Origin of the sequence: Clostridium sp. C8-1-8 (assembly GCF_009928445.1) — a bacterium.
Lineage (GTDB): Bacteria > Bacillota > Clostridia > Clostridiales > Clostridiaceae > Clostridium_AR.
The window spans coordinates 38,344-56,422 of the sequence record NZ_JAABNO010000033.1 but is presented as its reverse complement, the minus strand read 5'-3'; the positions used below and the strand labels follow the sequence as shown (position 1 = coordinate 56,422).

Sequence of the window (18,079 nt, the reverse complement as noted above, 5' to 3'; positions counted from 1 at the left end):
ATAATTATGCATTTTCATGTTGGAACTTTTCAACATTTTGACGTTGACATTTACACTACACACAGATACACTTAAGTTAAAGTTGTTTTAATCAATCTTTTCTATAATACTAACTTTAGAAAACCCTTCAATTGTTTTATACTGCTTATAAGTAGCACTAATTTTCTCTATATTCTCATTGGTAATATTTATTAACTTATGATGATTTTCACCTTTCTTTATGGATCTTTATATTTTAACTTAAAGCTTGTACATTTGGGCGTAGCCGCTAAACATTGTTTTGTGCAGTGTGCAAGCTGGACCCAAAAGTAATGCTTAATAGCAGCTTGTAAATAGGACAGGCATTGACCTAATAAACTGCTTAAAAGCGCCTGCCCTATGTCATTGCTACAAAACAACATGTTTGGCGAAGTGTGCAAGCTTAAAACCCAGTAATATTTTCTGGAGCAATACATCTATAAATCCATGAAATTGTGTGGAATAAGGGAGGGAAAGCATAGATTGGTTATTTACCTATAGTACAGGGAGTGGACATCAATTTAAGACTTTTTTGTAGGACAAATTAGTTTAAGTGCATATGTAGTTAGAAGGACTCACTTGTAAAAAAATAATCTTACAATGGAAGTTAGGCTCTAGATTATTTTTTTAGGGGTGAGTTTTAGTTTAGGAGCTTTTTGAATGTCATGAGGATTGTCATAGAAAAAAGTGTCCTTATTAAATTTATAGTAAATTTATAATTAAATACACTTATTAGAATATTGTGCCCTAACTAAAATAGTAGTTTTTATCGCTTATTAGTACTTTATTTATAATAAATCATGTGGAATTATCTAGAAAACAGCTATAATAATTATAATGCAATGTATTTGATATCAATTAAATACTTGTAATAATCCGTTAATATATACAAAACAATACATCAGAAAGGTATATATCAATTTAAGATTAAAGGGGGCATTATATGTTTTTTACAAACAAACAATATAATAAAATGTATGAATTAATATATGATTGGCTAGCAAATCATACTTCAGGTGATAAAGCTTATATGGGAGATCTTAAATATTATCAAAAGGAATTATGGAATTTAATTATAGACCTCGTTAATAAATTATCCAGTAAATCTACGTTAAATGATATAGAAAATGAGTTTTTAAATTTAGCTACTTATACTGGTCCAATCTATAGGATTCAACATTATAATCCTAAAAATAAAGGATATATATTTGAAAATAAATACTACCAATCATGGTCACGAGATTTGAAGGGGGCTTCAAATGTTCCAATATCAAGCGATAAAGTACTATTAATAGTTGGATATGCAGTTAACGGAATTGATGTATTTGGATTATTATATTTTCTATTTAAAAATGAATATATAACTGAAATTCCAAGTAATTTCAAAAAACCTGATGGATTATGTAGATATGAAAAAGAAGAAGAAATTTCATATTCAATTCTATTTGAGCATATAACTGATGTAGTTGCCGTAGATAAAAATAAGCTTCTTGATTGGCAAGATTATGGCCGTGTTATTCCTATGAATAAATGGAGAAGAAATAGCATAGATTAAGAATTTATGTTGTAATTCAATAAATAATGTATTTTATATAAAGAAAGCAACCCAATTCAGGTTGCTTTCTTATCTATCCTACCTTATACTCATCAACATTCTTAGTTATAATCTGAGCTCCAGCCTTTTGTACAAGCTTACCACCAGAACTATAGAATGCATTCTTACTTATTATAATATCCATTGCATTTGATATTTCTGCTGCAGTTAAAGTATCCTTGATACCTTTTAGCGATAGATTGATTTTATCTCCACTTTCATTCTTAAAGGTAAGAACTAAGTATTTTGTTTCCATGTTTTTCTCTCCCTCCTATAAAACTTTTCAATTTATTATTTATAATCCATAATGAACCTAATCTTATATATCCTCAACTATATAATCCTGCTGCTTTCTTATATAAACTATATCTGAACTCATTAGACATTCTAGAGCCTTTCCAACTGCATATAGATCATCATCAGTTAAATCTAATCTTACATTAGAAAATCTTTGACTTCCAAAGGTATCGTCTCCTTTATCATTTGTTCCAGTCTTATACTTTAAGATCATTGCATTACCGCTTAATATTGCTGTTGCCATCCTTGTCACCTCCTCTCATAGCTTTTAGTCTTCAAGGCTTAGATACTCTCCTACCTTTTAGGGGTTACTCTGCCTCCCCAAATTCTTCTTCAAAGCTAAAGCTATTTACAACTTTTGTAGTTCTTTCAGTATAGTCATCAGCTAGCTCATCAAGTCTGCCACAGATGTACTTTAAGGAGCAGCCTTCACAATTTTTTATCACTTCATTCTCTAATAATGAGCAGCTAAGTTCATCTCCATAGGTAGAATCTCTTATTGCCAATGCAATCTGCATCTTATCAAAGCTCTGCACCTCTTCTGAATTAATTGAAATACAATCTCTAATCATAAAATCATTACTTCCCTTCCTAATTAATTGAGCAATTTCTTACTCTTCTAATTAGCTTATATGCCTCAAAGGCTGATTTTTAGGGTTTATTTAAATAATTATTTAATCAAAAAAATATATCTTCATATAAAGATATATTTAAAAATTCATATAAACATAAAATCAAATATTTAAAAAATCATATAAATATATAGGAACCATGCGGGTTTAAGAGGTTTCCACTTCATTTTCAGACACTTATTTTTCTAAAATTTATATACTTCAGGCATATAAGAATTTATATAGAAAATAAATTGGAGGAATTATAAATGGCTAAGAAAAAATCAAAGAGCTTTACTATAGATAAAAATGATTTAGCTTATGAAGAAGAGGTAGAGATAAATGGTTTTATTGAACATACTGTTGTTGGTACACCTGTTGCTACCTTTAATTTTTGTGAAGAGGCTTCGAGCGCTCCACCAGCTAATAGAGAACTTGATTTTATAAATAAAGATAACAATACTAGTAAGATTGATTTAAATATTACTAATACCAACGTAACAAAAGCCAATTCTTATAATGTAAATGATAATAACACTATTATAGATAACAGAACCTTAAAGTCCCAACCGAATGGAGTAACCCCTCCTATTGATGGAGAAGCTTTTCTAATAACACGTACTTTTAAGTTTAGAGTATCTACTGCAAGACTTCTAAATGAAATCAAAGCAGCTCACCCAGATCCTAATGCTTATCTAAGTACAATAATCGATGCTGCTATAAGAAAATATCATGATTATATTTTCAAAGAAGATGGAACTTTTCTTTAATCTTTCATTCACAGGCATATATACCTTATGAATGGAGGTGATTTCAATATGGAGGTTAATGATTTAGTAAATTTGATCTCGAATACTGGCTTTCCAGTTGTTATAAGCGGATATCTTCTTATAAGACTTGAAAAGCAGATAGTTGGATTAAGTGCATCAATCAATAAGCTCAATACCATAATTTCAACTAAACTTGGAGTTGTTGTAGACTATTCAGATGAAAATAAAAGTGCTTAAACACCATTAATAAAGGCATCTAAACACTCCAAAGAAAAAATAACTATAAATTTCCCAAAACTTTTTAACTAAGGCATATATACTAATTGAAAGCTAAAGACACAGAGCTTTAAGCTTCAAAACTAAATTCTAAAAGGAGGAAAACATTATGGCAATAAGCAAAGTTTTAGACACAACTTCATTTGCAATCGAGGTTGAAAGTGGCACAGATAAAACTGGTGCAAAGATCTACAGAAAGAAGATATTCTCAGGAGTAAAGAACAGTGCAACTCCTGAAAATGTATATGCTGTAGCTGATGCTATCAAAGCTGTTTTAAGTGCTGGTACTAGAGACTACTACTTAAATGAAGCATCAAAGATAGTAAATGCTTAGTAATTTTTAACTACCAAATCTAATTAAGTGAAAGGAGAAAAATCATGGAATATACATTATCTTTAACTTTCGTTAACGCTGCTGGGGACAAGGTGTCCCTAAGCATAGCAGGTGTTAAGCCTGATATAACTAAAGATGAAGTAAACAGCCTTATGGACACTATCATAGCTAAAGATGTATTTGAAAACAAAGGCGTTTCTTTAGCTTCAAAGTATGGCGCTCAACTTACTCAAAGACAGACTACTAAGTTTGATTTACAATAACTTATATTATTATTGATTTAATAAGAAATAGCTTAGATTTTCATCTAAGCTATTTCTTTCTTTTATTATATAACATGTTAAATATTTTCCATTTATTCTTAACACATATCTAGTCTTAAAACCATATTTATAGAAGCATTATAAAATCTAAAAATCTTCTTGGTAATTTTCACTATAATATTCATATGCATACTCTTGTTGTATCTTTTGCTCTAACTCTAAATCAAATCTTTGATATTTTTTAATTTTAGTCAATTGTTTTTCATTTTTAATTCTATCTTGAAAAAAAACACCAATTAATTCACTATTGACCTTACTAATTAATGTGCTTATTATTTTTTCTACATCTTCAGAATAAGTTACATTTAGTTCATTAAAGTAATAATCAAATATTTCTTCGAAGTCTTTTATTTTTCTTATTTGAGTAACTTCTAATAGTCTAATAATTTGCATGTAATCTTTAATTTTCATTGCTTCATCATACTTATTATTAATAAATTCATTAAACTTTTTTTTGCATATTTGATTGACTTCATCAATAAACTCTTTTGTCTGATCAGCACAATAAACTTCTTCATCAGACTCATCTATATAATCCCAATCTGAATAATCAATATCTATATATGGTTGAGATTCTTCAGGAGAATATAACTCTATAGCGATACTTAATAATTTTCCATTTATCCTAGGATCAATTTTAATAACTTCATTTAAGGAACTAACTAATGAAATAACATCACTTTGTTTTAGAAAATATTTTAAATCTTTGTTTTCTACTTTTTCAAACACTTTTGCTTTTAATTTTTTAAATTCATCTTCATTTAGCATATAAGCATTGTTTATGCTCGCTATGTCTTTTCTTATTTCAGAATTAGCTACAAAATATTCTCTAAATTCTTCCTTTTTAATATCTTCATTTAAAAAAACTTTTTTTATAGTTTTATAAATATTAAATATATCAAAATTCATAGAAACTTTGTTATTATTTTTATCCTGAAAATAATAATCATAAATAACAGCCTTGCATACTTTTGCAGCATTTCTATCAACATCATATGGTTCTAAATAAGTTTTCACTCTCATTATTAACTCTATGTATTTAATAAAAATTCTTAGATTATTAACATTATCTTGAAGAAAAGTTTTATCATTTAATGCTTCTCCAAACGCTATATTATCATTTAAAAACACATCAATTATTGTATCTATATTTTTCAGTCCAATACCATTCACAATATGCTTCAAAGTGCTTCTATCCAAACAATCAATCGTGATTATATCGTCTATTATTTTCTCCTTATATTCATTAAATACTCCATTGCCTTTTTCTTCTACTTTATTAAAATTGCCTATTAATATGACATCAAATTTTCTTTTTGTCCGCTCAATCAATCCTAATAGGTCTTTCATTTCTATTTTCTCTGATTTTCTTTCAATATCATCAAAGCAAACTATTTTGCGTTTATCGCTAATCGAATCCCATTTAATATCTTCAATTGAAAATAAATTAATATAATTATCTATATTTATTCCTAAAAACTTTTTCCCTATGTCTTTCATTACTGATTTAGTAAGTTTAGCCGCACCATTCTCAGGATCAAAATTTTTAAATCCTGGGAATGAATTAACTAGAATAGCCTTTTCTATATCTTTAATGGAATTCTTACCAAATACGGTCACATAAATCAACTCATATTTCTCTTCATTCTCAGTAAAATAGTTTTGAATAAAATGAGTCTTCCCTATTCCCCATGGACCATCTACCAAGATACATTGTTTATTACTAAGTATTGTACGATTATCATTAAAAATTTTATTAAGAACTTGTTTGGCTTTCATACTATTCACAACAATTCCCCCTCCCTAGTTGCTATTATTATACCTTTCTTTCTTAATAAGCACCACCATATATTCCCCATTACTCTCAACCATCCCATTAAGCATATATCCCTTATCGTAAAGCTCTAAGGATTCTACTCTCTTTCTTAGCTGCTTAACCTCATAAGCAAGCTTCATATTCTCAGTAACAAAGTGATATTCTCTCCAACAAGCCTTTTTATGCGTTCCTCCTTCTCCACTAAACTTTCTCTTAGATCTTCAAGTACTCTATCAACGTCCTCTTCCATTCTTCCTCTCCCTTTCAATTCTTGATGATTAATTTCTAAGTTAACTTCTGATCCACCTAAGTAGCTTCTTCTTAACTTTTTTCTGATTACACAAGAGCTGATATTCCTCAAACCTAGTCATTACCTCTTCCCCCTTGCTTTCCAATTCCATAAAGCAATTTCTGTTCTAAATCATCATAATCATATGTTCTTTGCTCATAATCAGCAAACCTAAGTTTTCTACTATTGCTATATCCTTTAGTAGTTTTGTTTATCTCATCCTCTTTTGGATAACCTTCCTTAGCCCAATTCTTTAATATTCCATTTATATAGCTCATAGTAGGCTTTCCTACTTCTATGGCCTTATCCATAGCTTTCTTTACATATTCAGCAGTATGTTGAGTTATAGCCACTTTAAGTGCACCTAAATTAACGGTATACTCGAACCCTGTTGCTGTCTCAAAGTACTTTAAGAGAATAAGAGATTGATCAGACTGTGATTCAAGAGAAGGAGTATTACCTTGGAAATATGAATTTGATTGTGTTTGATTATCCTTAGTTTGAGATAAAGATAGATTTTGTGATGAAATACTGTTTTGATCTGCCGCAGTAGATTGGTTATTAAATGTACTTTGGTTAGTATTTAGGTTTGGTTCTGTAAATTGATTTTGATTGTTATACTTTAATGCTTCGGTATCTGCTTCTGTATATTTCTCTTTCTCTGTATCTGTAACTGTATTTGTATATGATTCTGTATCTGTATCTTTCTCTGTATTGCCGTCCTTTCGTGTAGCGAATCCTTCATTTACTTCTCCACGATTCGTTAACGTACCGGAATAACTTAGATAAAGTTCCTTTATTGGTTGATTTAATATACTCTCAGCAACATACACTATAAGGGACTTGTCCTTAACTTGCCTCAACTCTTTAGTCAAGCAGTCCATTACAGGCTTGCCTCCTCTTGCTAGGTTGTACTTCCCCCAATTTTTAATGGCAAGCTCTCTTGTCTCCTTGTTATAAGTTATTATCTTATGATGGTTTATAAAACGCTCCATAAGGCTATCTATTGTTTCAATACTATATCCAAGCTCAAAGGCCATCTTCTTTTTTGTTATTACATAAATACCTATACTTGTAGTTGAAGGATTAGTTAAAAGATATAGATAAAAATACTTATCTTCAGGAGACATTTCTTCTAAAGTCCTTGGATCTGTCCAAAACTCTTCATAAATTAATCTATATGCCATATCAATACACCTCTCTAAATTCTAATAATAAAACCATTTGAAATTATTCAGTCCTTTAAATGTTGGAGTTAGCTTCATCATCTTGCAGTTTTTCAAATAGGCTTTAAGTATTTTTACATTCATAAAGCACCTCTCATATATACAGTTTTAAACTTCTACTAAACTTCACAATGTGTTATATTAAAGATAAGAGCTTTGCAGAGCTCTTATCATAATTCCTTAATATGAAAGTACCCTTTGTCGAGGGTATTTTTATTTTTGTCTTTTATTCATAGTTCTTCCTCTACTAAAAGCCCATTCGCTATCTCTATATCTCTTAATATCTTTCCTTGAGCTTTCCACTGACTTAAGTATTCCTTAGCTTTTTCAAACTCTAATGCAGGAGTGTTCCTATAGGAGTTTATCTGAAAATAATCCTTATAATCTCTCCATACTGCTGAAAATACGCTACTTCTTACACTCTTATCTTTATAAGCAATACTATCTTTTCCACCTAAAGCTTTTATCGCAACATACTTAGCTATCTCTTGAATGATAAGCTGCTGTCCATAATCTATAGTCATATTCTGTTCTAAGTTCTCAACTCTATCTTTAATCTTAAGAGTAGCTGCTATAAGCTCACCAACCTCTGAATGTATTAAAGATATAGCTTTAAATTCATCATTCTTACTAATATTTATCACTTTATTAGTTTTGAAATAATTATCTATTAGGTAGTCATATACTTCCCAGGCTCTATCTGTATTTAAGCTTTTTGCATGAAGCAAGGCTCCTTTTTCTGTCCATAGATAAAGACTTCTTACTTTACTCGAATTTTGCGTTCCGTAATTTCCGTATTGCAAAAATTTCTTTAGGTCCTCTCCTTGAAGATAATAATAATGCTTTCCTTCAATATACCTATCTCTATTGAAGCTATAATTTTCTGAGATTCTTTTTACACTGGTTTCATAACTATCAGCTAGCTGCTGAGTTGTTAGCACTCTATTTCCTTTATTCTCAATAACCTTTAAATTCATTTCTTTCCTCCTATCATATTTTTTTATTAACCCATATCATACTTGTAAGGATATATACCTCATTAAGGAAAATGCTTTTTATAAACAGTTCTTTATCACTGATGTTGTCTCTTGTATGCTTCTATAAATTCATCAATTTGATCCATTGTGAGTATTTCTGTTAATATCTTTGCTGCAGCTTTACCAACTCTTAAGTCATAGGCCTCTCTATTTTCTTCAGTTGGTGGATTCACTGTTATGTTGAATTCATATTCTTCAGATTTTCTTCCCATATAACTCTTCCTTTCTTTTAAATAAATTTCAAATTAGCTGCTATAATACTGTCATTTATTTTCTAATCACTGCATATCATACAATGTGGAAGTATATGCTTTTTCCATCAATGCTTTTATAAAAGGCTTTTAAAGCCTTTTACTTTTCTTATGTACATATTCTATGTTCTTACTTTTCATAAGCTTATCTTAAGCGAATCATCCTTCAATATATCTATAAGCTTTTCAACTTCCTTTGTGTTCAGTTTCTTTATAAGAATATCTGACATAATATCAATGGCCTTATCTGTAAGTGCATCAAGATCTTTTGGATAGTTTATAGTGACATTAATATCCACTCTCCCCCTACCATCCCTTCAGAACACTATTAATCTATCTTATGAAAAGCTCCTTTAATCTGTTAACACACCTAATATATATGAACCTAAACTCTTACAACTCTTCATTAAATTATAGTGATTTTTTCTCATAAAAATGCCCATACTATAGATAGTTTTAATTTTATTGCTTTATTGCAACACTTACTATAAAAAAATATAGTCATCATACTTTAGATTATTATCATTGCAATATTGCATAAGACTACTAAGAAGTTTTACACCAGCATTGTTATTACCATTTACTACTCTACAAATTGTACTTGGTGCAACATTCAATGCTTTAGCGCATTTATTATAGCTTCCACAGAAGTTATCCTCAATTAATCTTTGAAAAGTATTTACATTAATATTCACAACCACACCTCCTTTGCACAAGAACATCATTGCTTTCATGCAATTATTATATCTCTATTCATTGCAATTATGCAATACATTTTAAATAATTTTCTTTTCACCTATTGCATACATGCAATAAACCACATTACAATATATTTATGAATAGTAAGGAGTGAATAAAATGTTTAATTCAGATTTGCTAATCGAATTAATAAAGCAGGCTCAAGGAGACCGTTCATTAAACCAATTTGCAAAAAACTGTGGCATTGATCCAGGTAATCTATCTAGAATTGTAAACAACAAGAATGCCCAAGCACCTAAACCAGAGACTCTTAGAAAGATTGCAAGTCACGCACATAATGGCGTTACTTATGAAGATCTCATGAAAGCTGCTGGTCATATTGTATTAAATACTTCAAGTGAAGATAATTCTAAAAATGTACTATCTCCAAAAGATGAAATGGAAATAGAGAAAAAAATACAAAGCTTAAGAGAAGATTTATTAAATAATACTGGTGGTCTAATGCTATCTGGTGATCCAGTATCTCCTGAAGCAATAGAAAGCATAGTTGAAGCACTAGCCTTCGGTATAAGGCAAGCAAAGATTATTAATAAAAAATATACTCCAAATAAATATAAAGAGTAACTTGAGCAAATTGTCCACATTATTTGAATAAGATAATGCGCAATTTGTTCATAACTTACTTTTTTCAGTTAACAAATGGTAAAGCTTAAATATATAGATATTCTTATTACATAGATAGATATGGTATTAGGGGGAGTTAAAGCTTTGCACTTTATTGAGAGAGAGATAAATAAATTAGTAAAAAAGAATAAAACTAGAGATCCATTCGAATTATGCGATTTAGAAAATATACATTGCATAGTCATGGATCTACATGCTGAGATAAATGGTCTATATCAGTATGTTCAAAGAAATAAATTCATATATATAAACTCAAATCTATCAGAAGAAGAAAAGAAGGCTATCTGTGGTCATGAACTTGGACATGCTATCCTACATAAAAAATTAAACTGTACCTTCTTAAAAAACTACACCTATACAAACCTAAGTAAATACGAAAGAGAAGCAAATATCTTTTCTGCCCTACTATTAATCCCTGAAGTTAATAAAGATATATTTTACGGACAAACAATTGATGAAGTTTCATGTAAGTTACGGGTTCCTAGAGAGCTGTTGGAATTGAGATTGCAAGTGAATTAATAATATTATTTTTATGGTACACCCTATTTTTCATAGAGTTATTTTGGACATGCCAATATCATCTATGATATTTTATGATAACTAATAATACATAAATAAATAGTAATTTTTAAAGGAGTAGTAAATTCAAATGAATAATTCAACTGAGACAAACACCACAAAATCTTATAAACCAAAATATGAAAATATTATCTTTGTCATTATATGCTGTATTGGAGGTACATTTTTAATTACGCCAATTTTATTGAGAGTTCCATTTTTCAGTAATTTATTTTCATTGCTATTAAGTCCTTTAAAGACAACTGAGTATAAAAGTAGTTATATCGAAACATTCGGTGCTATATTAGGTACATTTATGGCTGTATCTGGAGCATTATGGACACAGAAAAAAATCGATGAAGTAACAGAAAAAAAGAATTTAAAAGAAAGTGCGTTGATAATTTATTATGATTTCTACTTTGCAACCAATGATATAAGAGATTTGATGGAAAATTATTTAAATTCCCAAGGAGTTATTGCAAATACTTTAGATGATATAGACAAGTTCAAAAGATACAAAAAGAAGTATCGTTTATATTTAGATGATAATTGGATTCGAAATGTAGCAAGCTTATCACATATTTTATCTAGTGAAGACACTAAGATTCTCTATAAAGTATATGGTGATTTAAATACAGTTAAGCAAGTGATAAATATTAGTGAAGATCAATTGTCTATTGAAGACGCTAAAACCGCTTATAGCATTATGTTTAATGAATTTTGTGATAAAACAGGGGAAGTCAAATCCCGAGTAGTTATTGATGTTGAACTAAAAGATAGCATAAATGATATAATTAATAAATTAAAACAACTAGCAAATATTGATTGATGTCTCCAGGTAATCTAATAAAAATTAAATTACTATTAATTAAGAGAAAAGCAAACTTTTAAATTACAATTTGTATAATTAATATAAAATTATTTTATAGCTCAATAAACTATTATTAAGTTTATTGAGTTAGTGCTTATGAGGTTTTTGAGATGAGTAAAGGTATAGGTGGTGCCTGCAGAAAGGTACTTGAAGATAAAAAAAGAGTTATTTATGAATATTCAGCGTATAATCTCAATTATATTAATTTAGAAAATGTTAACAACATTTTTGATGGTGTTATTATAGTTCAATAATCTGGCTTAGTTGATTGAGAAATAGATGTAAAAGTAAATGAATCTACAAGTGATAATAAAAGATTTCCGGTGACTATAGATTTTTCTGAATTATTTTTAGAAAAGATTATAATATTAGAAAATTGTAGTAACTGTTGGCATAAAACTATTGAGGGTTATGATATTATAGGTGTCAAATTATGTTTTAAGATTTTTAAAGTGTATCATAAAATAGGTTCTTTACCAGAAATTCTAGGATACGATATATGAGGATTTGAAGTAACTGACTCAATAATCACCAACGGAAATATAAGATTTGAACTACAATTCAGTTTTGAATACTTAAATAGTAATTTGCACATGAGAAATTATATATAGATATTGGGAGAGAAATAATGAATAATGGAAAAGTTTGCGAATATGTAAGAACCATAGAACCACACAAAAATAATATTGGAGAAGAATATATCTCAGATCTGTGCGTTAAGCAAGGTTATGGTCAGTCGTATGGTGGTTATTTGAAATCTGGTGAAAAAGATGATATAAAATTGGCAGAACCATCACAAAAAGTACATTTTCTAGATTATTATAGTGATAAGTCAGAAAAGTTACCAACTTATTATTATCTAAGATGTCCACAATTACTACTTTTTATTGCTGAGATTGCCGGAGTGTCGAGTAAAAGTCTAGAGAATGCATATAAAATTGTGAGAGACTATGAAAATGATAATGGATTAAAAAACGAGAAAAAAAACGGAAATTACATGTGGGGAAAGCAAGCTTTTAAAGATTTTAAATCACAGATACATATTAGTGATGTGGTAAGAATAATTAGAGATGCTGAAAATTGGGATGAAGTAATAGAAAAAACCATGAAATTATAAAAAAGGTACTATGTTTAGATCTACAAATTTCGATTTTAGGAGGTTAATAAATTATGCCTATCATAACATGGCATTCTGGAAATGTTCCATCTAATATTGAAGTTACGCAAGTATATGGAATTGTATTTACAAAAGATGGCCGTATTCTTTTACGTATTGAAAATGGACAATATCAATTAACTGGTGGAAAGCCAGAAACATCTGACGGCGATATGGAAGCAACCTTAAAACGCGAGATGTTAGAAGAATCAAATGTGATTATTAGCAAAGCATATATAGTTGGTTATCAGCTTGTGGAGGAAGAAGATGGTTCTGAACCATACGCACAAGTTCGTATGACAGCAATGATTGAAAATATAGGAGAACAACAACCTGATATCGATAATGGACGTATATACGGGCGATTTTTGACTACACCTACAAAGGCCGCTAATTTGCTTAATTGGGGAGATGTAGGAAACAAACAGATATTTGAGGCAACAGAAATTGCAAAACAAAGGTTTAAAATAAATTTATTTTCGGATGATGATACTCTTATAGATTCTGAAATAAACTAAATTCCTATTACTTACTACAGCGTAAGAATAAACTGTAGAATAAGCCTTCTTTCACATTAAGTTTATGTGTCGTTAACTAATTCTAGGAGGTAATCCATGTATTATATAAAAGTGGTTTTTAATGCAGAAGCCTGTGACAAATTAGCATATTGTTTTAAAATTAATATGCTAAGTGGAGAACTAGAAATTACATACAATAATTTTCAAGGTGGCTATACTACAAAAGGAATTAAACTGAGCACTAAGCAACTTACTCACTTAGAGCAATTATTAAGAATTGATAATTTTAATAGATTCATAGAGAACCAGAATATGAATAATAATATTTCATCTTTAGATCCCTATGATTGGAGCTTGCAATGCATTTCAAACGATGGAAATCCTATGTTAGAAATGCCTAACATAGATGGCGCTTATGTTATTCCACCCAATTCTGTAATTAATCTTATAGATTATATTTCTAAGATCGGAATAGAACCTGATGTCCTTAAAGGAATGAGGTTGTTCTGATCATTAATGTAAATATCACTCCCCCATCATGGTTACACTATACTAATTGGTAATCTAGATGTACCACTTCATAACAAAATATGTATTTTCAAATTCTCCTCTCAGAAGCCAGAGGAGCTTTGAAAACAGATTTAGGATTGAAGTAGTACATCTTTAATCATTTACCAACAAATCTTTTAATACTATATAGTGAGGTGATGACTTTGAAAGCAGCAATTTACAGTAGAAAATCAAAATTTACTGGAAAAGGCGAAAGTATCGAGAACCAGGTGCAGATGTGTAAGGACTACGCCTCAATGCATTTAGGCCATAAGAAAATTGATGAATTCCTCATATATGAGGATGAAGGTTTCTCCGGTGGAAATACAAATAGACCTGAGTTTCGAAGGTTATTAGAAGATGCAAGAGCTAAGAAATTTGAAGTTCTAATCTGTTATAGATTAGATCGTATCTCAAGAAATGTAGCCGACTTCTCTACTACCCTAGAAACCTTACAAAAGTATGATATTGATTTTGTAAGTATCAGAGAACAATTCGATACTTCCTCTCCAATGGGCCGTGCCATGATTTATATTGCAAGCGTATTTGCTCAGCTTGAAAGAGAAACCATAGCAGAAAGAGTTCGTGATAATATGCTTGAGCTTGCGAAAACTGGTAGATGGCTTGGAGGTATAGCTCCTTTAGGCTATGAAGCTGATCCAGTAAAGTACTTTGATGAAAGCATGAACGAACGCTCCATGGTAAAGCTAAAACAGGTTCCTGAGGAGCTTAAAACAGTGAAGCTTATCTTTGATAAGTATTTAGAGTTCAAAGCCTTAAATAAGGTTGAGACTTATCTCCTTCAAAGCAATATTAAAACTAAACGTGGCAACAACTTTAGTAAAAATAATCTTAGAATAATATTATCCAATACTGTGTACGTAAAAGCCACTGAAGAAGTATTTGATTACCTAGAAAGCCTTGATATAACAACTTGCGGTGAACCAGATGGAATCCATGGTCTACTAAGCTATAACAAGCAAAAAGGTGTATCCAATGATAATGGGAAGATAGTAAGAGTATATAGAGATACAAGTGACTGGATAGCAGCAGTAAGCTCTCATAAAGGCATAATTGAAGCTTCTGACTGGCTACAAGCTCAGCAAATACTGCTTCAGAATAAAGATAGGTATATTACATCTCCAAAGGCTCACAATGCTATTCTTACAGGAATCATAAAGTGTGCTATTTGTGGATCTTCTATGAGAATATCCCGTGGCCACACTGATAAAAATGGTACTAATATTTACTATTATAAATGTACTTTAAAATACAACTCAAAAGGTGTGAGATGTAATAATAAGAATGTAAGAGTAGATCAACTTGATACTGTAGTAAAGAATTCCTTAAAGGAACTAGCTATTAATAAAAAATCATTGATAGAAAAAATAAAAAGCAAAAATAAAGCCACTAGATCCCAAAGTGATTCTCCAAGTAAGATCTATGCTCTAGAAAATCAAATCGAAGAAAAGAAAAAACAAATGAATAACCTAGTAACTAAACTTTCTATGGATAATGATATTGAAGATATTCTAGTTTCAAAGATAAAATCCTTAAAGACAGAAATCAGCAGCTTACATACAGAACTGGAAAAACAAAAAAACTTAAACTCTGAATTTGATGAGGAAGAAGTTAACCTTTCTTTTTTAGAAATGCTCTTAGATAGATGTTCTTTAATTGATACCCTTTCTAATGATGAAGTAAAAGAACTTGTGAAAGGTCTAGTAGAAAAGATAACCTGGAACGGAACAACTCAAGATTTTGTAGTTGATTTTGTTGGTAGCGAGGAGGATAAAAAAAAATGAACTCCAAGCTGCCACATTCTAGGAAAATGTTGCACCTGAGTTCTATATCCACCAGCATCCAATATATTCTCATAGCAAGATTGGCATGCTCCTGCAAATATCACTAACTCATCATAGCTTGAATTATAATTTCTAAGGTTTTGAACCGATTCTATAAAGTATTTGGAGTTTCTATAATTTTTCAGATCAAGATAGTCTGTTGCATTCTTTACTAGGCCATCATGACCAGTGAGCACTACTATGTCTGGCTTCAATTCTTTCACTATCTCAACTATTTGAGTTGGTTGATCTTTTTCAGCTATAGACTTTCCAGTAGCATTTAAATTAAGTTGCTTGTACACCTTCATACACGCATCTAAGTATTGTGGATCTCCATCTACGTGTAGTATTCTCCCTGGTCTGCCAAAGGTCAATTCTTTTTCAGGAATTATCTTGGGAGACTTTGTTACTCTAGTTATATTCTGATGTCCAGCCACATCTCTAGAAACCATTACCCTCTTTATAGTTTCATTTACCCTTGCATTAAATATTTTATCCTTCTCCGCCATAAACTGCTCATCTACTTCTTCTAGATCTTCTATCTTGGCATCAGCTATTATTCTTATATTAATACCTTTTAAAACATAATAAACAGCATCTTTATCTTCTCTTATATCTATGATCTTAAAGGTGATATCTTTACCATAGGACTTTCTAACTACTAAGTCGCCGACCTTCATAAACTTCTCCTTGAAAGTATGTTTCACATTATATACTATGTAACATTGATTTTTTTGCTATACCTCCCATACAATTTTAGCCCCTTTATCAAAGAAAATTATATTAACTCTCTGCGTAGTTCATTCAATCATCGGAAGAAGTCACACCCATGTCTTTCTAACTATATATGCTTATTTTTACTATTGAAATTTATGTGTGCTTTCGGGAGATGATATATGAACAAGCAACTAGAGTTAAATAATTTTTGTAGATAAAGTAGCGTTAAGAAATTGTATTGTCCGAACGCAGTGAGTTATACAATTTTAGTTGCATTATCGGAGAAAATTATATTAACTCTCTGCTCAGTTCATTCAATCATCGGAAGAAGTCACACCTATGTCTTTCTAACTTCATATGCTTATTTTTTACTATTGAAATTTATGTGTATCTCCAGGAGATGCTCTATTAGCGAGCTATTAGAATTAAATGATTTTTTCAGATGGAATGGCGTTAATAAGCTGTATTGTCCGAACGTAGTGAGTTATACAGCTTTAGCCATGTAATCTGGGAAAATCATATTAATTCTTTGCGAAGCTAATCTAAGCATCAGAAGGAGATACACATAAATTTCAACGCACATAAAAATAAGCTACCTCTATGGCAGCTTAAATTTATTATTACTCTTTTTGGTCATACAATTCCTTAAAATCATCAATGAACTTCAGATAAATATCCTTCTCATTAATGATTCCCTCTAACTTATTGTTAAATGTGTTTTGTCCCCAATTGACTTCGTTATAGTAATATCTGTTAGCAAGTCTCCAATATCTTTGCGGAAATAGTAAAAAGGCGAATATAACTCTATATTCTTCTTCTTTTAAGTTACCAACTGAGCTATATGATTCTAATATAGCTTTAGCATATTCTATGTTCCAATCTACTCTTTTTAGCACTTTTATCATAAAATTAGCTATGTCGTATGCTCTAATCTCACGCTTGCAGTAATCAAAATCTATTACATAGACTTCCTTGTCATCACCTAATATTATGTTGTGATAGGTAAAGTCATGATGGCAGAAGGATTTATCCTCTTCTACAATTTCACATAAATCAATATAGGAAGAGCTTTCTATTACATTAAAGGCTCTCTTTGATAGTCCTTTGTAAAAATCCATTGATTTTATATAGTTCAAGTCGAAGTCACTTTTTTGAGATCTTTTTCTTGTCATGTCTCTCATCTTATCTAAAGATTTCATTCGTTTTTCCATCAGGTGTGGCCATCTTCCGAGATCACTTTTAAGTTTGGAGTTTTCTGGAGGGTCATATCCTTTTGTTGCTTCGTGGAGCAATGCAAGGGTCTTTGCAGCTGTCTTAACTTCCTCTAGTTCGTGGAAGTCACACTCTCTTCCTGGTATCCACTGAGAGAGCGTATATAGGTCTTCATTAACTAAGGCAAAAGGCTCCCCTTCAATATTCAATTCATACCTATCAACCTTGTCAAAGCCATTTTTTATAAGATGCTCCTTGGCACCATATACGAACAATAGCTTTTGTGCTCCATAGTTTATTCTCTTTAAGCATTTATCCCCCTTATTTGATTTCAAATAGTATATTCCTTTATTCGGCCTTAGTGTCTCAATTTTTATATCAAACTGTCTTTCAATTTCAAATTCCCTCATCATAGTGCTCACCTCCTAT

26 protein-coding genes are annotated in these 18,079 nt (G+C 30.4%); 13 read left to right on the top strand and 13 right to left on the bottom strand.

Annotated features, from left to right (window positions below; translation table 11 throughout):
• Positions 1-961 precede the first annotated feature (961 nt).
• Entirely contained in the window at positions 962-1,573 is a 612-nt protein-coding gene (locus GXK57_RS22705) for a hypothetical protein (protein WP_160680303.1), read from the top strand.
• 73 nt (positions 1,574-1,646) lie between these two features.
• Here GXK57_RS22705 and GXK57_RS22700 read toward each other — a convergent pair whose 3' ends face one another.
• From GXK57_RS22700 to GXK57_RS22690, 3 genes are all read right to left on the bottom strand, one after another.
• A complete protein-coding gene (locus GXK57_RS22700) occupies positions 1,647-1,868 on the bottom strand; it encodes a DUF2922 domain-containing protein (protein WP_160680302.1) in 222 nt (73 codons plus the stop codon).
• Positions 1,869-1,931: 63 nt separating this feature from the next.
• Entirely contained in the window at positions 1,932-2,153 is a 222-nt protein-coding gene (locus GXK57_RS22695; RefSeq protein WP_160680301.1) for a DUF1659 domain-containing protein, read from the bottom strand.
• 64 nt (positions 2,154-2,217) lie between these two features.
• Positions 2,218-2,481 carry a hypothetical protein gene (locus GXK57_RS22690; protein ID WP_160680300.1) on the bottom strand — a complete coding sequence of 88 codons (264 nt, stop codon included), beginning with the start codon at positions 2,479-2,481 and terminating at the stop codon, positions 2,218-2,220.
• A gap of 308 nt (positions 2,482-2,789) precedes the next feature.
• Here GXK57_RS22690 and GXK57_RS22685 point away from each other — a divergent pair, with 308 nt between their 5' ends.
• The 4 genes from GXK57_RS22685 (at position 2,790) to GXK57_RS22670 (ending at position 4,163) form a co-directional block, all read left to right on the top strand.
• Entirely contained in the window at positions 2,790-3,290 is a 501-nt protein-coding gene (locus tag GXK57_RS22685) for a hypothetical protein (RefSeq protein ID WP_160680299.1), read from the top strand.
• A 48-nt stretch (positions 3,291-3,338) separates the two neighbouring features.
• A complete protein-coding gene (locus GXK57_RS22680) occupies positions 3,339-3,527 on the top strand; it encodes a YvrJ family protein (protein ID WP_160680298.1) in 189 nt (62 codons plus the stop codon).
• Positions 3,528-3,675: 148 nt separating this feature from the next.
• Complete coding sequence (locus GXK57_RS22675) at positions 3,676-3,900, top strand: DUF1659 domain-containing protein (RefSeq protein ID WP_160680297.1); 225 nt, start codon at positions 3,676-3,678, stop codon at positions 3,898-3,900.
• A gap of 44 nt (positions 3,901-3,944) precedes the next feature.
• Complete coding sequence (locus GXK57_RS22670; RefSeq protein ID WP_160680296.1) at positions 3,945-4,163, top strand: DUF2922 domain-containing protein; 219 nt, start codon at positions 3,945-3,947, stop codon at positions 4,161-4,163.
• A 147-nt stretch (positions 4,164-4,310) separates the two neighbouring features.
• Here GXK57_RS22670 and GXK57_RS22665 read toward each other — a convergent pair whose 3' ends face one another.
• The 8 genes from GXK57_RS22665 to GXK57_RS22630 all read right to left on the bottom strand — a co-directional run bounded on the left by GXK57_RS22665 (position 4,311) and on the right by GXK57_RS22630 (position 9,537).
• Positions 4,311-6,002, bottom strand: a complete 1,692-nt coding sequence (locus tag GXK57_RS22665) for a P-loop NTPase fold protein (protein WP_243156493.1) — start codon at positions 6,000-6,002, stop codon at positions 4,311-4,313.
• A 24-nt stretch (positions 6,003-6,026) separates the two neighbouring features.
• Positions 6,027-6,179, bottom strand: a complete 153-nt coding sequence (locus GXK57_RS22660; RefSeq protein WP_160680294.1) for a hypothetical protein — start codon at positions 6,177-6,179, stop codon at positions 6,027-6,029.
• Complete coding sequence (locus GXK57_RS22655) at positions 6,176-6,400, bottom strand: hypothetical protein (protein WP_160680293.1); 225 nt, start codon at positions 6,398-6,400, stop codon at positions 6,176-6,178. The genes GXK57_RS22660 and GXK57_RS22655 overlap by 4 nt, the downstream gene beginning before the upstream one ends.
• A gap of 2 nt (positions 6,401-6,402) precedes the next feature.
• Complete coding sequence (locus GXK57_RS22650) at positions 6,403-7,515, bottom strand: DnaD domain protein (RefSeq protein ID WP_160680292.1); 1,113 nt, start codon at positions 7,513-7,515, stop codon at positions 6,403-6,405.
• Between the two features lie 269 nt (positions 7,516-7,784).
• Positions 7,785-8,531 (bottom strand): ORF6C domain-containing protein, encoded by a 747-nt coding sequence (locus GXK57_RS22645; RefSeq protein ID WP_160680291.1) that lies wholly within the window; start codon positions 8,529-8,531, stop codon positions 7,785-7,787.
• A 95-nt stretch (positions 8,532-8,626) separates the two neighbouring features.
• Positions 8,627-8,803: a 4-alpha-glucanotransferase gene (locus GXK57_RS22640; protein WP_160680290.1), complete on the bottom strand. Its 177-nt coding sequence runs from the start codon at positions 8,801-8,803 to the stop codon at positions 8,627-8,629.
• A gap of 176 nt (positions 8,804-8,979) precedes the next feature.
• Complete coding sequence (locus tag GXK57_RS22635) at positions 8,980-9,141, bottom strand: hypothetical protein (protein WP_160680289.1); 162 nt, start codon at positions 9,139-9,141, stop codon at positions 8,980-8,982.
• Between the two features lie 186 nt (positions 9,142-9,327).
• Entirely contained in the window at positions 9,328-9,537 is a 210-nt protein-coding gene (locus GXK57_RS22630; protein WP_160680288.1) for an XRE family transcriptional regulator, read from the bottom strand.
• Between the two features lie 163 nt (positions 9,538-9,700).
• Here GXK57_RS22630 and GXK57_RS22625 point away from each other — a divergent pair, with 163 nt between their 5' ends.
• The 8 genes from GXK57_RS22625 to GXK57_RS22590 all read left to right on the top strand — a co-directional run bounded on the left by GXK57_RS22625 (position 9,701) and on the right by GXK57_RS22590 (position 15,682).
• Complete coding sequence (locus tag GXK57_RS22625; RefSeq protein WP_160680287.1) at positions 9,701-10,165, top strand: helix-turn-helix transcriptional regulator; 465 nt, start codon at positions 9,701-9,703, stop codon at positions 10,163-10,165.
• A gap of 144 nt (positions 10,166-10,309) precedes the next feature.
• A complete protein-coding gene (locus tag GXK57_RS22620; RefSeq protein WP_202127771.1) occupies positions 10,310-10,744 on the top strand; it encodes an ImmA/IrrE family metallo-endopeptidase in 435 nt (144 codons plus the stop codon).
• Positions 10,745-10,874: 130 nt separating this feature from the next.
• Positions 10,875-11,612 carry a hypothetical protein gene (locus GXK57_RS22615; RefSeq protein ID WP_160680285.1) on the top strand — a complete coding sequence of 246 codons (738 nt, stop codon included), beginning with the start codon at positions 10,875-10,877 and terminating at the stop codon, positions 11,610-11,612.
• A gap of 152 nt (positions 11,613-11,764) precedes the next feature.
• Positions 11,765-11,908 carry a hypothetical protein gene (locus tag GXK57_RS22610; RefSeq protein ID WP_160680284.1) on the top strand — a complete coding sequence of 48 codons (144 nt, stop codon included), beginning with the start codon at positions 11,765-11,767 and terminating at the stop codon, positions 11,906-11,908.
• Between the two features lie 374 nt (positions 11,909-12,282).
• A complete protein-coding gene (locus tag GXK57_RS22605) occupies positions 12,283-12,771 on the top strand; it encodes a hypothetical protein (protein WP_160680283.1) in 489 nt (162 codons plus the stop codon).
• Between the two features lie 53 nt (positions 12,772-12,824).
• Positions 12,825-13,328, top strand: a complete 504-nt coding sequence (locus tag GXK57_RS22600; protein ID WP_160680282.1) for an NUDIX domain-containing protein — start codon at positions 12,825-12,827, stop codon at positions 13,326-13,328.
• A gap of 96 nt (positions 13,329-13,424) precedes the next feature.
• Positions 13,425-13,838 (top strand): hypothetical protein, encoded by a 414-nt coding sequence (locus GXK57_RS22595; RefSeq protein ID WP_160680281.1) that lies wholly within the window; start codon positions 13,425-13,427, stop codon positions 13,836-13,838.
• Between the two features lie 203 nt (positions 13,839-14,041).
• Positions 14,042-15,682, top strand: a complete 1,641-nt coding sequence (locus GXK57_RS22590) for a recombinase family protein (RefSeq protein ID WP_160680280.1) — start codon at positions 14,042-14,044, stop codon at positions 15,680-15,682.
• Here GXK57_RS22590 and yabG read toward each other — a convergent pair.
• Positions 15,631-16,401 carry a sporulation peptidase YabG gene (gene yabG, locus GXK57_RS22585; RefSeq protein ID WP_160680279.1) on the bottom strand — a complete coding sequence of 257 codons (771 nt, stop codon included), beginning with the start codon at positions 16,399-16,401 and terminating at the stop codon, positions 15,631-15,633. The genes GXK57_RS22590 and yabG overlap by 52 nt on opposite strands.
• A gap of 657 nt (positions 16,402-17,058) precedes the next feature.
• On the bottom strand, positions 17,059-18,063 hold the full coding sequence (locus GXK57_RS22580) for a CotS family spore coat protein (RefSeq protein ID WP_160680278.1): 1,005 nt from the start codon (positions 18,061-18,063) through the stop codon (positions 17,059-17,061).
• Positions 18,064-18,079: the final 16 nt, after the last annotated feature.

Coding starts and splice junctions, on each gene's coding strand:
- GXK57_RS22705 (WP_160680303.1), top strand. CDS start 962: ATGTTTTTTACAAACAAACAATATAATAAAATGTATGAATTAATATAT.
- GXK57_RS22700 (WP_160680302.1), bottom strand. CDS start 1,868: ATGGAAACAAAATACTTAGTTCTTACCTTTAAGAATGAAAGTGGAGAT.
- GXK57_RS22695 (WP_160680301.1), bottom strand. CDS start 2,153: ATGGCAACAGCAATATTAAGCGGTAATGCAATGATCTTAAAGTATAAG.
- GXK57_RS22685 (WP_160680299.1), top strand. CDS start 2,790: ATGGCTAAGAAAAAATCAAAGAGCTTTACTATAGATAAAAATGATTTA.
- GXK57_RS22660 (WP_160680294.1), bottom strand. CDS start 6,179: ATGAAGCTTGCTTATGAGGTTAAGCAGCTAAGAAAGAGAGTAGAATCC.
- GXK57_RS22680 (WP_160680298.1), top strand. CDS start 3,339: ATGGAGGTTAATGATTTAGTAAATTTGATCTCGAATACTGGCTTTCCA.
- GXK57_RS22690 (WP_160680300.1), bottom strand. CDS start 2,481: ATGATTAGAGATTGTATTTCAATTAATTCAGAAGAGGTGCAGAGCTTT.
- GXK57_RS22605 (WP_160680283.1), top strand. CDS start 12,283: ATGAATAATGGAAAAGTTTGCGAATATGTAAGAACCATAGAACCACAC.
- GXK57_RS22600 (WP_160680282.1), top strand. CDS start 12,825: ATGCCTATCATAACATGGCATTCTGGAAATGTTCCATCTAATATTGAA.
- GXK57_RS22675 (WP_160680297.1), top strand. CDS start 3,676: ATGGCAATAAGCAAAGTTTTAGACACAACTTCATTTGCAATCGAGGTT.
- GXK57_RS22645 (WP_160680291.1), bottom strand. CDS start 8,531: ATGAATTTAAAGGTTATTGAGAATAAAGGAAATAGAGTGCTAACAACT.
- GXK57_RS22595 (WP_160680281.1), top strand. CDS start 13,425: ATGTATTATATAAAAGTGGTTTTTAATGCAGAAGCCTGTGACAAATTA.
- GXK57_RS22610 (WP_160680284.1), top strand. CDS start 11,765: ATGAGTAAAGGTATAGGTGGTGCCTGCAGAAAGGTACTTGAAGATAAA.
- GXK57_RS22665 (WP_243156493.1), bottom strand. CDS start 6,002: ATGAAAGCCAAACAAGTTCTTAATAAAATTTTTAATGATAATCGTACA.
- GXK57_RS22625 (WP_160680287.1), top strand. CDS start 9,701: ATGTTTAATTCAGATTTGCTAATCGAATTAATAAAGCAGGCTCAAGGA.
- GXK57_RS22640 (WP_160680290.1), bottom strand. CDS start 8,803: ATGGGAAGAAAATCTGAAGAATATGAATTCAACATAACAGTGAATCCA.
- GXK57_RS22650 (WP_160680292.1), bottom strand. CDS start 7,515: ATGGCATATAGATTAATTTATGAAGAGTTTTGGACAGATCCAAGGACT.
- GXK57_RS22615 (WP_160680285.1), top strand. CDS start 10,875: ATGAATAATTCAACTGAGACAAACACCACAAAATCTTATAAACCAAAA.
- GXK57_RS22580 (WP_160680278.1), bottom strand. CDS start 18,063: ATGATGAGGGAATTTGAAATTGAAAGACAGTTTGATATAAAAATTGAG.
- GXK57_RS22670 (WP_160680296.1), top strand. CDS start 3,945: ATGGAATATACATTATCTTTAACTTTCGTTAACGCTGCTGGGGACAAG.
- yabG (WP_160680279.1), bottom strand. CDS start 16,401: ATGAAGGTCGGCGACTTAGTAGTTAGAAAGTCCTATGGTAAAGATATC.